The organism is Butyrivibrio fibrisolvens, from assembly GCF_037113525.1.
In the GTDB taxonomy this organism is placed as follows: domain Bacteria; phylum Bacillota; class Clostridia; order Lachnospirales; family Lachnospiraceae; genus Butyrivibrio; species Butyrivibrio fibrisolvens.
In genome coordinates this window covers 1,366,961-1,383,772 of record NZ_CP146963.1, presented here as the reverse complement: position 1 = coordinate 1,383,772, position 16,812 = coordinate 1,366,961, and the positions used below count along the sequence as shown (strand labels likewise).

The following is a 16,812-nucleotide window of genomic DNA, read 5'->3' as shown; positions in this document are numbered from 1 at the left end:
GAATAAAGTTCTAACCGAACTAATACTGCACCGACACCCTTTTCTCTCGTCTCTTCGTTTGTCGATAAAAAAATATTCACTTAACTATATAAATACTACCATGAAACTGGTTTTGGTGCAACCGTTTCCTGATCATTTTTTCTCACTTATATAAAGCTCAATACCCTTCTTAAGTCTTTCCATGCCATCTTCTACGATGCTTCTGGGGCATGCAAGGTTAATACGAAGGAAGCCTTCTCCGCCAGGGCCATAGAGTTTACCTGGTAGGATATAAAGACCAGTCTTCTCTCTAATGAAATATGCAAGGTCATAGCTATCGTCTGTGATATCCCTGCAATCTACCCAGATAAGATATGTAGCTTCCGAATGAAGAACCTTGATGCCAGGTATATTATTTGTAATAAATTCTTCGCAGTAGCATTTATTATCATAAACATACTTGTTCAGTTCATTAAGCCAATCTTCACCTTTGGTAAATGCCGCAACAGCAGCTGTTACTGCAAGAAATGAAGGCTCGCCGCACTCATCGGTGTTGACCTGTCTCCATACCTTGTGGCGGAGGAATTTATTAGGAACGAAAGCAGCGCTTGTAGCCATGCCTGCCATGTTAAAGGTCTTGGAAGGAGCCAGGGCTGTGATGCTTATATCTCTGCAGATATCAGAAACTGATGCAAAAGGTACATACTCCTTGTCAGGATCAACTATATCGCAATGGATCTCATCAGACAGAACTGTAACTCCGTGCTTATAGCAAAGTTCGCCGATCTTTATAAGCTCTTCCTTTGTCCAAATGCGACCTACAGGATTGTGAGGATTGCAAAGGATCATAAGAGATGACTGAGGATCTGCGAGTTTTTCTTCAAGGTCCTTGAAATCGATCTCCCATCTGCCATCTTTCATAATAAGCTTTGACTCAAAAGGTCTTGCGCCGTTATTGACTATGCAGTTATAGAAGGTGTTGTAGATAGGAGTCAGAATTACAATCTTCTCATTGGGAGTTGTAAGCTTTCTGACTGTACTTGAAATGGTCGGGATAACGCCTGTTGTAAAGACAAGCTCGTCCTTTGAAATATTAAGATGGTGGCGTCTACCCCACCAGGAAATATAGGCATCGTACCATTCGTCAGGAACATAGGAATATCCATAGGCACCAACATTAAGACGCTCTATAAGCGCTTCCTTAACTTCAGGAGCTGTCTCAAAATCCATGTCAGCAACCCACATAGGGAGCTCGCCCTCTTTTACATCCCACTTTATAGCCCATGAAGAACTTCTGTCTATCACTTTATCGAAATTGTATTTTCTCATGTTTGCCTCGTTTCTGGGGGATTCCTGAGGCTGGCCGTTAATAAATGATTTTTTGGTCATGAAAAATACATTTAATTCAAGGCATGATATCTGGAATAATATATTCTGGGATTCATAAACTCGCTTCGCTCAAACAGATGAATCCCAAACAGAATATATCATTCCATCTATCAAGCTCTTGAATTTAATATATTTTTCAAAGACCAGAAAATCATTTATTAACAGCCAACCTCAGGAATCTTCAAGATAGTAGTAAAATTTATATGTGTAAAAGCATAATTTATTTCGCTATAGAAATGCTTCTCACTTCGCCACTTTCAGCGTCCTTGACCATAATATTAGTCTTAGAGATATCACAGTTATCTGGCTCAACGATAAGTTCTGCAATTTTTCTTGCCTTGATAGATCCTGAACCTGGGTTGAGGATTCCATCGACTTTATTGATGATCTCTGCATCAACGTCGTATGCGTACTCAAATGCTAGAGTCGTATTAACAAGCTTGCAATTAACCATCTTAAGATTATTAATGTAGCAAAGGCCCTGATTGGACTCGATTGTACAGTTAACAAGTGTAAGGTTCTTAGTGTTCCATGCAAGGTACTCGCCTGAAATGTAGGAATCATAAACTGTAACATTCTCGCAGTTCCAGAAGCAGTCCTTGGTCACAAGCCTTGAATTTCTGACTTCTACATTTTTAGAACCATCAAAAGCATAATTGCCAAAAAGCTCCAGGTGATCTACTTTGATATTATCAGAATTCATTCCAAAGTAGTCGCCTCTTGCTGTAACATTGGATAGCTCCACTCCATCGCACATCCACAATGTCTCCTGTGCATTAGGCATTGATGAATTCCTGATCTTTAAATTCTTACATCGTCTGAAATTCTTGGGAGCACCAATAAGGCTGTCTTCAATTGTCATATTATTTGTATACCAGACTCCTGATCTGCCCATTTCCTGCCATACGCAGTCCTTGGCATATACATTGTCAGCATACCATACGGGATATTTCCACTGAAACTCACAGCCATACAGCTCTATATTCCTGCTCTCCTTAAGCGGAGACTCTCCATCATGAAAAACTGTATCATATATCTTAAGATCACGCCCTCTATAGAGTGCTCTCTCACCTGACAACTGCTCTTCATGTATCTCTTCACCTGATCTTCTTACAGGATTAAATCTCTTAGAATCGGACACTACTAAACCTCCTACATGTACCTATCAAACTAATATCACGCTAATAATTCTTATGTATACAATATAAGTTTGAAAGTGTTCCACTTTCAAACCCAAATTGATGACGCAAGCTTCATCAATTTGAACCATTAGCCACTCGCTTTGCTCGCGACATTAGGTAAAAAATGTATATTTTATATTGTATACAATTAAATATTATACCATTTTTATTCGGATTTCAATTGTTTTTTGCTCTTTTACACCTTTAGCCGATGAAAGCAGTGTATAACTGACCGATTTATTGTGCTTTGAAATTTGCATATTACTGCCAATACGCCCCTTTTAGGCAGTGTATTATGCTTTTTTGTATCTTGAAGGTGTTATTAGCCACTTACGTTATTTTCTAGTATATCAATAAATATATCGTACACTTCTTATTTTTTTCTAAATTCTTTTTGGGATTTTTAATTTTTACTTCTTGAATAACTGTCAACTGTTCTGTTTTCTTTATTTTGGCAGTACATTTTACTTTACTCAAACTTCGCACTTGCCAAACATACACCATCCTTTGCGGTAGTGCCGATGCGGATAGTTTATAATGCATTTTCATATCTTTTGAAGGTGTTATAAAATTCAGGAGCATGAGAGATGGATTTTTATATTCTTCTTAGGGTCTGCATGTCTGAGCGAAGCGAGTTTCAGACCCTAGAATATAAAAATCCAGATATCATGCCCGGTTACAGGATGTAACTAGACATGTATAGAAATACATGGATGTATTTCTATGTCCTTGAATTTATAACACATTCAAGATATGAAAATGCATTATAAACTATCCGCATCGGCGCTGCCTCAAAGGGTGGCGTATGTTTGGCAAGTGCGAAGTTTCAGTTACTTTAAAATTAAAAAGCTTCCCACATGATAAGTTAACCCTCATGTGAGAAGCTTAGCCATTAGGCAATATCAGTTGCCCTACTATTTACGATCATCACCTCGTATACTCTCTAAGATCCGTAAAGTCCACTGTGCAGTCTTCTGCAAAGAGTCTGATGCTCTTGCCGGACACTCCGTAGAGCCTTACTGTAAGTGATGCCTGACCATCTATGTAGAAGACACCTACAGAGCCTTCCTGAATATAGGTAAAAGAGTATGTCTCGCCTTCTTTTAGTGATACGCTTGTAGAAGTGATATCTGTCGTACCTTCATTAAAATTAAGATCAAGAAGCTGAGTCCTTGTATCTATGCTTATCATCTTGTAATTATCACTATTGCCATTATAATCAAAGGCAAGTCCAAAGCTTCCATTACCGGAATATGTGAACTTACCGGTCAGCATAAAGCTTTCATAGCAGTTAAAATACTCTTCGTAGTAATATCTAGAGCCCGCTGTTATGTTCACATCATCCTGTGCCATAAGAGGCTTTCTTCTATCCTTGTACTGCTCCACGATCTTGTCAACAGGTGCAAGATACAGACTTCCATCCTCATTTTGACAGATCTTCATGACTATAAGGTTCCCTGCCCAGGCTGTTACACCCATGATGTCAGAAGGTGAATCACTTCTTCTGGCCCATGCTACCATATACATTCCATCAGGACCCTCTACGTGCTTGGCCGCATAGAAGAGCTTGCCATCAATTCTTGCAGCATTCTCATAAGGCCCGTAAGGCGTATCTGATACTGCATACCAGAGAGTATCATCCTGTGCTGAATATGTGATGTAATACTTGTCTCCTATTTTAAAAGTATCAGAACACTCAAGATTCCAGAACTCTTTAGTAGGATCATCGAAGATAACTCCATCATAAGTCACTTCTTTAAGATCAGAGCTTAGCGTGTACTTAAGGATCCTTGCAACATTATCCTTAGATGCAGTAACTGTAAGCACTATATTACCTGTTTCTTCATCATAATATGCCTGCGGATCCCTAAAATCATTCTTTTGTCCAAGTTCATCAGGAGGTATGATCTCGAAAGTCTCGTCCTTTTCAAACTCTGTAGGACTAGTTCCTCTTGCAACCTTGATAGTCTCTGCATATTCACAGGTAGGATGAGATCCGTGTCCTGTGTAGAAGAATAGATATTCATCACCTATTTTCACAACAGATCCTGTTCCTATCCATGCATCCTGACCGCCTGCTTTGTCAGCTTCAAGCACAGGGCCTTCCACTTCTTCATAAGTTACAAAGTCTGTTGTCTTGGTCAGGAATACTGAGTGATTATATGAATCTCCGCCATCTTTGAGATAATAGATATAATATGTTCCGTCTTCATAATATGCCATACAGTCACCTACATATGGCTGATTTGTACCACATAATCCCGGGAGAAAAAAGTTTTTGTATTCATATGCTTTTTCCATACTTCCGGGAGTTGTAAGCTCCGAGAAATCTTTATCATTTGTATTTTCCACAAAAGGTTCCCCTTCATCATCATATTCTAAATTTTTTTGGAAAGGCTCCTGCCCAATACTGCATCCCGCAGTAAAGACGCATAGAATGCTCATGATCCTGGCAATTCCTAATAACTTATTTTTCATAAAATAAAAATCCTCATGTACAGACATATCATTAGAAAGTCTGATAATCTGTATCTAATTCGTATGTTTTTTACCAACGCCCAAACACTAATTTTATAGCAAGTGTTTTGGTCTTAATCTTTAATGATCCCGTAGGCATCAATCATTCACATTACATATATAAGTCAAACAGGCCAAAGCATTTTGTACCGCCCGGCCTGTCTGCTCACTTTATATAAATCCCCTAACGTTTACTATCTTCCGCCGCCTTACATAGCGCTCATCTTATAGATAGTAATGTTAGAAAACTCTATAGTATTTTCTCCCATAGCTGCTGTGTCCTCAGAACCAAACTGGAACAGAAGCTCGAAATCCATATCTGTGATGAATGTATCTGTAGTAGTAAATCTGAAGGTCTGATACTCAGTTGTGATATCCATTCCTTCTGAGATCCTGGGATCCCAGTCTCCCATAGGATTGAGGAATACTCCGCAAGATACAGGCTTTTGTGCCTTAACTGTTATCTCGATCGTATAGTAAGCATCTGATTCAAGAGTAAGAGGATTGCCTGTATAACCGCAGATAAGCTTGTTGTGCCAGTCTACTGTGCCTCCATTATCAATACGGTAAAAGAAGCTTCCGTCTTCTGCCCAGATAACGCCAACTCCCTTGTCATTATCTTCATCAGTTCCATTGAAGGTCTCCCATGGAAGATCTGTATTATCTGCGTTGGCACTATTTCTTCCAAATGCCATGAAAGAATCAATTGTCTTAGTAACTTCCTTATCACCTTCTACTGTTCCAAATTCGATGCTGTTTATAACTATCTCATTATCAGTTACTCCCTCAGGAGCGTTACCTATCTGAAGGCGGATAACAGGATCCTCTACGTCAGCTTCTGCAGTAAATACGCCCTCGACTGTTATCTCCTCACCGGCAGGTGCATCCAGCGTATTAAAGTTAGCTCTGCACTCAAAGCCCTTTTCCCTACTTTCTACCAGAACTTCACCAGTCTGTCCGTTAGCAGCATTAACATTGAATCTGTAATAGTACTTCTTTCCATTCTCAATCTTAACATCGCCTATTGAAATATCTGTCTTAATGCTCCATACTCCGCCATCAGCAGATGGATAAGCTGTAATATCAGTCTTGGCGCTGCCATCTTCGAATGTAACCCCGGCCTCTGCACCGTCGCCTGCTTCTACAGTAAGATTATCTTTAGAAGGATCAGCTGTGTATGAAGCTACAAGCTCCTCTTCACCAACACTTTCATAGATCTCGATCTTATCAATAGTTACAGTGAAGTCTTCAGGTGTTGTATCTTCTGCATTATCAGGGTTAGGTGTGATCTTGCCCATATTGATCATGAGCTCGCACTTACCCTCTTTATCTGAAGAAAAAGTAAGTTCGTAAGGTGCTACCTCTTCTGTGATCTGAACGTTATAAGATCCGCCAAAAGTAGCCCAGTCTGCCGCGTTTTCATCTCTTGCTATGATATGTGCATATGTTGGCTTTGTTGACTTAGCCCAGACTTTTACAGTATAGTCAGCTTTTTTGACTTCAAATCCTGATTTGGAAAGAGCAACTTCTCCATCAGACTCTCCGGGATTTTCTATATCAAAAACATATGCGCCCTGCTTGAGCTGACCTGTTGCCTTGGCATTGTCACCTATCTTAACTTCCCAGCCTTTATTATCTACTTCTCCGGCCTTACTAAAATCAAACTCTTTATAAACTTCCTCGTCCCCAGTCATCTTGGTAACAGTAAGAGTTGCATAGCTTTCAGTAGTAAGACCTCCCTTATCTGTTACAGAATATACAAGCTCATAAGATCCTGCATTCTCAGGTGTTGCCTTACCGTTCTTAAAATCAAGTGAAGGAGTAGCCTCAACCTTGATCACACTGCTAAGGTCGCCATCCTGATCATCAGATGCTGTTATGCCGCTAAGTGCATCAAACTCTGTTCCGGCCATAACTGTAGCATCAGCAGCTCCCTCTATTACAGGAGCAGTATTATCACCGCCTGATGCTGCGCCGTTTGAACAGGCAGCTACTGATACTGTACATATAAGTGTCATAAGCATTGCCACAAACTTTTTTCTCATTCTCATTCCCTCTTTTATATTATTTGGTCCCTAGCTGTCTATATAGACTTACAGGAACTTATTTTTGCTACAAAAATTCTCTAATACCTTTTATATTTTGTTTTGATATACTTGCAGTTTTACTGACTTATATATCTGTCATAAGCATCCTGATATACCTGCTGGATCTCAGGAAGTTTAACTTTGCCATTAAGGTCATTCTGGAAAGCTTCCCAGTCGCTGTCTGTCACGCCGCCTTTCATAAGCCATGCAATGAGATTGGTCCTTATATAGTCATTCATGTTGCTTTCGTAGTTGCCAAGAGTATTGAGCTCTTCAAGAGTGAACTGAAGGTTAGGACATGGGGTTACCTTAGCATCTACATAAGGTCTTGCCACCTGATCAAGTCTCTCAAGGCGGAGTTTTGCTCTAGGCTCCATGTTGACAACATTGTTCCATGCATACTCTCCAAGATTGATGATGCCAAGAGGCGCATTCTGAAGACGAAGTTCATCAGCTGTAACTCCCTCCGGAAGCGGCTTTTGAACCAGCATTCCGCTATCATCAAGTTCCTCTTCATATACAACGCCTACAGGACCATAGTTGATCTGTGCGGATATAAGCGGATCATAGTAGCGGTCGAAGTATGCAAGGAGGATCTCAGGATATTTACAATCTGCAAACACTACAACTTCACCTGTTCCAATCTCAGGGTTATTGGATACACAGATTGTCTGATCGCCGTTTGGTCCGATAAGAGGACTGCATACGATATAATCTTCAGGATTAGATACTACTGTCTCACTCTCCCACCAGTAGAAAGCGCCATATGTTTCAAGGCCTTTGCCGCCTGCAAGGAAGTTGTCCTGGCTCTGCTCGAATGAAACCTTGTCGATAAGGCCATTGTCTACCCAGCTTGCTATATAATTAGTAGCTTCCTTGAATCTGTCATCAGTAACTGTATATGTCACCTTGCCATCTACAACAACTCTGTGCTCAAGGTTATCATTAAGGCCGAACATACCATACAGATCGCACTGATTGCCCTGCCAGTTGTTATATACAAAGCTAAGAGGTCTTTCATCATCGCTCTTACCATTGCCGTTCATATCATTGTCTCTGAAGTAAGCAAGGATCTGCTCCATCTGATCAGCTGTAAGAGTAAGTCCGTCCTGGACATCGCTTTCAGATAAACCTGTAACTGCTCCGGCATTTATAGCATCTTTGGCCCACTGAGCATTCAGAAACAGAAGGTTAGGGAACTCTAAAAGTCCCATCTCTTCAATACGAGGAAGGGAATAGATCTTGCCATCCTCTACATTTAGCAGCTGGTTCTTGATATCAGGACGTTCTTCCAGAAGCTTTTTAAGATTGGGCATATAATCAAGATAATCACTTATTGGCAAAAGAACTTTACGCTTTGCATACTTGATTATCTCTCCCGAATCCATACCTGCATGATAGATAGCATCAGGGCGGTTCTCACTGTTACCAAAGATAAGACTCTTTTGCTGAGAATATACAGATTCAGATACATTCTCCCAGTTTACTTTGACACCAGTCTGATCATACAGATCCTGCATGATCTTCATATCGTTATAATCAAGTGCAGAAGCGTTCTTGGAAGAATAGATATTAAAGCTTATCTCCTGTGAACCTTTTTCATTGACTATAGGCTTTGTAGGATCCTCCCACTGAAATCCATACTCACTTACAAGTGCATCTATGTCAGATGCTGATGCACTTTGCTTATCTCCAGATCCGCAGCCGGCAAGCGACGAAGTCATAACCGCTGCAAGAACCAGAGCACTTAGTTTTTTATACCTTTTCATATTTTTTCCTCCAAATGGTATTTATACAGATACATGATCTAATATAGTGTTCTTATTATTCCTCCATGACAAGCACTTGAAGATACTCAGTCTTTAAGAGATCCAAGCATTACACCCTGTGCAAAATATTTCTGAACAAAAGGATATAAGCACAGAACCGGAATACTTGATACGATAACCGATACGTATTTGAGCTGGTTAGCAAGTCTGTACTGCTGCAGTATTGTCTCTCCGCTGCCTCCTACAGTGCTCTCTGAAGCGATCAGTATCTCTTTAAGTACAAGCTGAAGCGGATACTTGGTCTCATCCTGCAAAAAGATCATCGCATTAAAGTAGCTGTTCCACTGACCTACCGCGTAGTATAGTGCCATAACCGCAATGATAGGTTTGGCAAGTGGCAGTACTATAGAATAGAAAGTCCTGAACTTCCCCGCGCCATCAATTCTTGCCGCTTCCAATAATCCTTCAGGGATCGATGACTCGAAGAAAGTCTTGGTCATGAACAGATTCCATACAGACAGGATAGCCGGAAGTATGATAGCCCACTGTGAATTGATAAGATGGAGACTGCTCATAACATTGTAAAAAGGAATAAGACCACCTCCGAAGAACATGGGAATTATAAAAAAGACCATCCAGAATTTCCTGCCCGGAAGTTTCTTCCTGCTAAGAGCCCATCCTGCAGGAATCGTTACAGCAAGTGACAACACCACAGTGATCACTGTGTACCAGATAGTGTTCAGATAACCTGTCCAGATATCGTTTCTGTGAAGTATCTTCTCAAATCCATCAAGTGTAATCTTGACAGGATATAGATAAACCTGACCACCCAAAACCGCATCCGGATCTGATATAGATGCTATGATGATAAAATAAACAGGATACAGGATTATCAGTGCAAGCAGTGTCAGAAACAAAGTATTGATAAAATAGAACACTCTGTCCCCAAGCGATAGCTTTTTGATAGATCTTCTCTTTATTAGGGCTTTCTCTTTATTTAAAGCAGAAGTATTGCTGATAGAATTATCCATATTAACCTCATTTATAAAATATATTTTCACCAAAGAGAGTTCTCAGAAAAACGCTTCGATAGCGTATTGGCAATGATCAAAAGTACCACATTGATAACCGAGTTAAAAAGTCCGATCGCTGTAGCATATGCCTGATCAGGGACTCCTGTAAGACCCTTCTTATATACATAAGTTGCTATCAGTTCGCTCACGGCAAGGTTACCATCTGTCTGCATAAGGAGCGCCTTCTCATAACCGACTCCCATAAGACCGCCGATGGACATGATCAGCATCACGCTTATCATAGGCATGATCGCAGGAATATCAACATGAAGTATCCTCTGGAATCTGCTGGCACCGTCGATCATAGCGGCTTCGTGCTGACCCGGATCCACGTTAGACAAAGCTGCAATATAGATCACTGCGCTCCATCCAAAATCCTGCCAGTTACTGGACAAGATATACAAAGGTCTAAAAGCTGAGTTTTCAAGGAAATAAGAGAATCTCTCAAGCCCCATACCAGCCGCTATATTGTTGACAAGTCCATATCTTCCGAAGAAGAGCTGTAGCATACCAACAAGTACTACAAGCGAGATAAAATGCGGCGCTGTAAAAATGGTCTGGAATATCTTGCCTGCTTTCTTTTTTCTAAGTGCATTAAGTGAAAGCGAAACAATTATTGGAAGTGGAAAACCAATGATAAAACCATAGATACACAATAAAAAAGTGTTCTTCATAAGCGGCAGGAACTGAACATCACTAAAGAATCTTGTAAAGTTACTAAATCCTACCCATATGGTTGTGTCTGAAAAGATCTTGTCACCGGGCATAAAGTCCTGAAAAGCGATAAGAACTCCATATATCGGCAGATAATTAAAAAGAAAAACAGTTACAATGGCAGGTAGTAGCATAAGAAGATAAGGAAGATTATCCTTAAACCCACGCACCAACGTCTTTCTAGGCTTTTTATTCATATAGATCCTCCCCGGTACATACTGGCGGTTTGATAACATAGATATACGAAAATAACCGCCATACATTTTAGTTTACAATGTTTACATTTTTTACATTGTTCACATTTGATGATTATGATTTTACATCCATGATTTTTTATCGTCAATATTCAATAGTAACTGTTTTAAGCATCTGTTTTTTGTACAATATTAATAATATTCTGCGCAAAACGCAAAAATACAGGATGTATATAGATGTAAATCTCCAATGTGTAAATTGTTTACATTTGTAAACTTGTTTTGACTTTTTTGATATGCTAAGATTTTAAAGATATCTGATGAATGCATTAAGACAAGCCTTGATGCGCTATTATCATATGTAAATATCAGATCAATATGAGGTAATGAACATGGCCAACAATAAAGTGACTATGCAGGATATCGCAGACGCCTGCGGATTATCCAGAAATACAGTATCCAAAGTTTTCAACGGACGAGGCAATGTCCCTTCAAATACACGTAATCATATATTAAAAAAAGCTGAGGAGCTCGGCTACAAAGCCATCCCCAGCGAAAAAGTCTTCCAGCAGTCTTCTCATGGAAAGGTAATCGCACTTCTTTCCAATAAGCTCCCTGCTGAATACCATTTTGGTACATATTTTGTTACTACTTTTACAGACAGGATATGCAGAGCAGGTTATAACCTTAAGATGTTCGAGATATCTTCAGAAGAGCTTAAACGCAAAGAACTCCCGCCCCACTTCATCCCGGATCAGACTGCCGGAATAGTGGGAATAGAGCTGTTTGATCAAGACTATCTTGATTATATATGTAAGCTCGGAATCCCTACGATAATGCTCGACAGCCCCACACACGCTTCCAAAAAGCTCATGGGATGCGACTTCGTAGCTATGGAAAGCCGTGCCGGAATAATAGAAATAGTAAACTATATTATTAGTAAAGGTGCAGGAAAGATTGGATTCTACGGTGACAGTGAACACTGCGGAAGTTTCTATGACAGATGGATAGGATACCGGACAGCCCTTATAGATGCCGGCATAGATTATAACGAAGATTACTGCATCTTAGATCCGGATGCATCTCCATACGCAGACACAGACTGGATCGTATCAAGACTTAATAAAATGAAAGAGCTGCCGGATGCCTTTGTATGCGCAAATGACTTCCTTGCAGCCCATCTAATGAATGCTCTTAAAAAGATGGGATTATCTATTCCAGGCGACATAATGGTAACAGGATTCGACGGAACACCTCAGGCCTCTATCGTAGAGCCCGCACTTACAACCGTCCAGATCCCCAGTGTAGAGATAGGCCGCATCTCAGCAGAAGTTCTCCTTAGAAGGATCGGCAATCCCGGCATCCCCTACAGCTGGACCCATGTGGAATGCACACCCATGTTCAGAAACAGCACCAGAAAATAACCCCCGGTATACACTACCAGGGGTCGCTATTTAAACCATCAAAATATGAAGTTTGCTGCCCATACTGACGCCTGTAATGATGCTAGCTGCTCATTAGTTCTTATCTGCTCAGCTCTGATATCTTCAAGAACTGAATAGATACATTTCATAGCATTCAGCACATCCTGTGAACGCTTGTGCTCATCAAAGGCGCGAACAGCCTCCTGAAGATTATTAACCCTGGTGTTCGTGTATGAATCAACAAAGTAAGAAAGTGCACTGCTATGTCTGTATGCAGGCGGACAGTAACAGATATAGTCCTTAATTGCCAAAACTATTTTATTACGCTGATTCTCATAATCCTTTATTTCATTCTCAAGTATCGGTATATCATGGTTATTGTATCTGGACATCGTTGTCCTTGAAATTTTACGATATTTGATCTTTAACGGTACTATGGTCAATAAAATTAAGGAAAGCCAATATAGTAGCCAACAAAAAGAAGAAGTCAGTTCGGCTCCAAAAATCAACCCAATCACCCCCAAAATTAACGCAGCAAAAATCGTAACAACCGGAGCTACGAAAAGTGAAATGAAGAACCTAGATAGGTATTCTGAACCACTAGGTGTTTCACCCTCATATGCTTTTTTCGCTGCTATTTCACATTCGTTATTTTGTATTGCAATCGTTAAATGCTCAATCTTGCTAACCGGAGAAATCAATTTTTTGTAGAGCGTAAACAGGCAATCGTTGAGCTTCAGGTCATCAACTGATTCTACTCTGTTTGCAAAAACCGTTTCATTTATTCCGGCTTGCGCCATTGATTCTGCCGATACTTCTCTCAATCTAAAGCCGCTTTTATGTCCGGTTGTAGTCTCAACCGCTACACTCTGAGCTGCCACTTCCTCTTTCTTCTCAATCTTGTTCCCACACCCTGGGCAAAATACAGCATTATCTGATATTTTTGCTCCACATTTTTCGCAAAAAGCCATTGTATTCCTCCCTCAATCAAAACTAATCATTTATTTTTGGTTATAGATAATAAATCCCCTTCCAGCAAATCCCCCGACTTGCCAGATCTTATTAAAATATCATTAAGCTCAACCTTCAAAAAATTGGAAAAATATGCCTTACTGAAGCTGAATTTGATGACCAAAAAACATTATATATATATATATATATATATATATATGCAAGTATTTTATTACATTTTTTTAATTATGTTTCAATATCATTAATATACCTATTCTATCTTTTTAATCATACTCTTCTACCAGTACAACTATCGTAATTATATATTTAATATATATTTAATAAATTACTCTTTTTAGCAGGAAAGAATGTCGTTTGCGGCATTCTCGCTCCGAGCACGGATGCTTTGGCATCATCTACATATCGCGCAAGTGGGCATCCATAGCGGAGCGTTTTTTATTTAATGGGAAATTCAAAGAAATTTCCTCGTATTAAATAAAAAAATAGGACATTCCTATACGGAACGCCCTCACATATTCATAAATTCATAGACAAGTAATCTGGTTAATTATGAATGAATGCCCATCGCATTCAGATCGTCTTACTGCCACTGGGACATGTACATATCGTAATAAGTTCCTTTTTGGTCCATAAGGCTCTGGTGAGTTCCCTGCTCGATGATATCCCCCTGGTCTAAAACTAGGATGTTGTCGGAATTCTGAATAGTAGATAGTCTATGAGCTATTACAAAGCAGGTACGTCCCTTCATAAGACTTGTCATAGCCTTCTGAATCTCCTGCTCAGTAGTAGTATCGACATTGGAAGTTGCTTCATCAAGTATCAGAATACTTGCATCATACAAAAAAGCTCTCGCTATAGTAAGGAGCTGCTTCTGACCCTTAGAGATATTGCCGCCGTCTTCGCTAATAACAGTGTCATAGCCCTTTGGAAGGTGGGTTATAAAAGAATGAATATGGGCAGATTTAGCCGCATTTATAACATCCTGCCTTGATACATTGTCGCAGCCATAAGCTATGTTCTCAAAAACAGTTCCCTCAAAAAGCCAGGTATCCTGAAGTACCATCGCATAGGCTCTTCGAAGGCTCTTTCTGGTAAGGGACCTTATCTCGTTACCATCAACGTAGATATGGCCTTCGTTCACATCATAAAATCTCATAAGAAGGTTGATAAGAGTAGTCTTGCCTGCCCCCGTCTTACCAACAATAGCAATACGCTGACCTGCAGGAACCTTGAAGGAGAAGTCCTTGATTATAGTGCGGCCCTCGATGTAGCCGAACTTAACGTGGTCAAATTCCACATCGCCCCTTACATCTGTAAGCTCCCTGGCACCCTCAACGTCTACAGTCTCCTCCTCTTCATCAATGAGCCTGAAGACTCTCTCAGACGCTGCCAGCGCTGAAAACAGGTCATTAACAATATTTGCGATCTCGTTAATAGGACCTGAAAATTTTCTTGTATATAAGACAAAAGAGGAAATCTCTCCAAGATTAACAATCCTGTATAAATACAAGACGCTACCAAACATGCCGGTAAGAGCAAGACCCAGGTTATTGATAAAACCTACAGAAGGGCCGATGGTCATTCCATAATATTCTGACCTGTAGAAAAGATCTGCGGCTTCAGAATTGATAACATCAAAGTTTTCCGTAACCTTCTTTTCCCTGCCGTAAGCCAGAATCGTCTTTTGCCCGGAGAACATCTCCTCAACGAAGCCGTTCATCTGGCCATACTTGGCGCTTCTTTTGGAAAAAAGAGGTCTGGTTCTTTTGCCCATAAATCTTGTATACATAACTGCAAGCGGGATTGTGACAAGAGTTATGACTACAAGCTGCGGGGATATCATAAACATCATGATAAAAGCACCCACAACCGTAACGATACTGGTAAGGATCTGAACTGTATCAGTAGAAATAGACGTTGAGATAACATCAACGTCATAAGAAACTCTGCTTATGATATCTCCCACCTGATTGCGGTCAAAATATCCTACAGGAAGAGTCATAAGCTTATTGAAAATATCCTGCCTCATCCTGTGGGCAATGAGTCTTCCTGTTTTCATCATTGTGACAGATACAATGTATGAAATAAGGGCGGATGCCACATAACAGCAGATCATCAGAATCACATAATGGATTACGATCTGCATGTTGATGCGTCCTGACCCGTGGGATATCTCTTCTATTGCATTACCTGCAAGCTTGGGACCTGCTAAAGCAAGGAGATTGCCGCAAAAGCACATGATAATAGTGATACATAGCCTAAACTTATACTCAAAGCAGTACTTTAAAAGGCGCTTTAATGCACCTTTAGTATCTTTGGGCTTATCAGTTTTGGTCGAAAGTCGCATTGCCATAGCTTGTCCTCAGGTAAAAGTCCCGTAAAGGGCGCTGGTTTTATGTCAAGATCAGGCTTTGATCGCCCATCTCATCTTAGTGGATTTACTTCTCGGGTTGATCCTGCATTCCTCGGCAGATGGCCTTATAACTTCATCTGAAACTTCGGAATACACACCCTCTTTTTTCAGAGCTTTAAAAGACTTCTTGACAAGCCTGTCCTCACCTGAATGGAAAGTCAGGATCGCAACTCTGCCGCCAGGCTTAAGGATGCCGGGAAGCTTTTCAAGGAAGGCATATAAAACCTCGAACTCGCTGTTAACATCTATGCGAAGCGCCTGAAATACTCTTGCGCAGCTCTTCTTGATCGTCTGCTCTTTTTCAGACTTATCGACCTTCCAGAGAGCGTCAGTTATAGCATTCTTGAGGGCAGTTGTGGTATCCATAGGATTGCCCTTAGCCATCTGGGAAAAGACCTTTGACGCGATCTCCCTGGCATAAGGCTCATCAGAGTTTTCGATCATCATTCCTTCAAACTCTTCCTGAGTAATGCTGTGGAGCCTTTCTGCAGCGGACTGGCCGTGCTCAGGGTCGAGACGAAGATCAAGTGGTCCGTCAATCTTATAAGAAAAGCCTCTTTCAGGATTATCGATCTGCATGGAAGATACGCCAAGATCGGCAAGTACAAAGTCGAACTTACCTGCTTCAGCGGCAACCTTATCTATATTTTCAAAATTAGTAAGTCTGAACTTAAAGATATCATCTCCAAAGCCAGCATCTTTAAGGCGCGCTGTGGTCTTCTTAGACTCAATAGGATCTATATCAAGGCCGTAGACGCATCCCTGTCCCTGAAGCTGCTCAAGCATCTTGCGGGTATGACCGCCATAACCAAGTGTGCAGTCAAGACCCTGTTGCCCAGGCTGGATCTGAAGAAAGTCTAAGATCTCCTTAACCATGATAGAAATGTGCATGCCTGCAGGAGTTGAGCCCTTACTGATAACGTGCTCAACTGTGTCCTTATATTTTTCAGGATCGTGCTCCTTGTACTTTTCTTCAAACTTCTTTGGGTATTTACCAGAGTAGTGAACTCTTCTTTTGTGTTTCTTTTCTTCCATCGATTATTTTCTCTTTCAGGGGTGTTTCATTATTTCTGTTCTTCACATATATAAACGTGTATTTT

Annotated in this window: 11 protein-coding genes; 1 reads left to right on the top strand and 10 read right to left on the bottom strand. The window is 40.5% G+C overall.

Features of this window, described 5'->3' with window-relative positions; genetic code table 11:
- Positions 1-132 precede the first annotated feature (132 nt).
- From WAA20_RS05520 to WAA20_RS05490, 7 genes are all read right to left on the bottom strand, one after another.
- Entirely contained in the window at positions 133-1,308 is a 1,176-nt protein-coding gene (locus WAA20_RS05520; protein ID WP_073384962.1) for a MalY/PatB family protein, read from the bottom strand.
- Positions 1,309-1,588: 280 nt separating this feature from the next.
- The gene (locus WAA20_RS05515; RefSeq protein ID WP_073384964.1) at positions 1,589-2,509 is read right to left on the bottom strand and encodes a DUF3737 family protein; all 921 of its coding nucleotides are present in this window, start codon (positions 2,507-2,509) and stop codon (positions 1,589-1,591) included.
- 967 nt (positions 2,510-3,476) lie between these two features.
- Positions 3,477-5,027, bottom strand: a complete 1,551-nt coding sequence (locus tag WAA20_RS05510) for a hypothetical protein (RefSeq protein ID WP_027204381.1) — start codon at positions 5,025-5,027, stop codon at positions 3,477-3,479.
- Positions 5,028-5,275: 248 nt separating this feature from the next.
- Positions 5,276-7,111, bottom strand: a complete 1,836-nt coding sequence (locus tag WAA20_RS05505) for an immunoglobulin-like domain-containing protein (protein ID WP_073384967.1) — start codon at positions 7,109-7,111, stop codon at positions 5,276-5,278.
- A 119-nt stretch (positions 7,112-7,230) separates the two neighbouring features.
- The gene (locus tag WAA20_RS05500; RefSeq protein WP_027215297.1) at positions 7,231-8,922 is read right to left on the bottom strand and encodes an extracellular solute-binding protein; all 1,692 of its coding nucleotides are present in this window, start codon (positions 8,920-8,922) and stop codon (positions 7,231-7,233) included.
- Positions 8,923-9,008: 86 nt separating this feature from the next.
- Entirely contained in the window at positions 9,009-9,953 is a 945-nt protein-coding gene (locus tag WAA20_RS05495; RefSeq protein WP_022757905.1) for a carbohydrate ABC transporter permease, read from the bottom strand.
- Between the two features lie 26 nt (positions 9,954-9,979).
- A complete protein-coding gene (locus WAA20_RS05490; RefSeq protein WP_022753366.1) occupies positions 9,980-10,906 on the bottom strand; it encodes a sugar ABC transporter permease in 927 nt (308 codons plus the stop codon).
- Between the two features lie 389 nt (positions 10,907-11,295).
- On the opposite strand from WAA20_RS05490, the gene WAA20_RS05485 reads away from it, so the two are divergent.
- The gene (locus WAA20_RS05485; RefSeq protein WP_027218265.1) at positions 11,296-12,327 is read left to right on the top strand and encodes a LacI family DNA-binding transcriptional regulator; all 1,032 of its coding nucleotides are present in this window, start codon (positions 11,296-11,298) and stop codon (positions 12,325-12,327) included.
- Between the two features lie 38 nt (positions 12,328-12,365).
- Here WAA20_RS05485 and WAA20_RS05480 read toward each other — a convergent pair whose 3' ends face one another.
- The 3 genes from WAA20_RS05480 to rsmH form a co-directional block, all read right to left on the bottom strand.
- Positions 12,366-13,298: a zinc ribbon domain-containing protein gene (locus tag WAA20_RS05480; protein WP_073384969.1), complete on the bottom strand. Its 933-nt coding sequence runs from the start codon at positions 13,296-13,298 to the stop codon at positions 12,366-12,368.
- Positions 13,299-13,879: 581 nt separating this feature from the next.
- Entirely contained in the window at positions 13,880-15,652 is a 1,773-nt protein-coding gene (locus WAA20_RS05475) for an ABC transporter ATP-binding protein (protein ID WP_242951125.1), read from the bottom strand.
- A gap of 51 nt (positions 15,653-15,703) precedes the next feature.
- Positions 15,704-16,747 (bottom strand): 16S rRNA (cytosine(1402)-N(4))-methyltransferase RsmH, encoded by a 1,044-nt coding sequence (rsmH, locus tag WAA20_RS05470; RefSeq protein ID WP_073384971.1) that lies wholly within the window; start codon positions 16,745-16,747, stop codon positions 15,704-15,706.
- Positions 16,748-16,812: the final 65 nt, after the last annotated feature.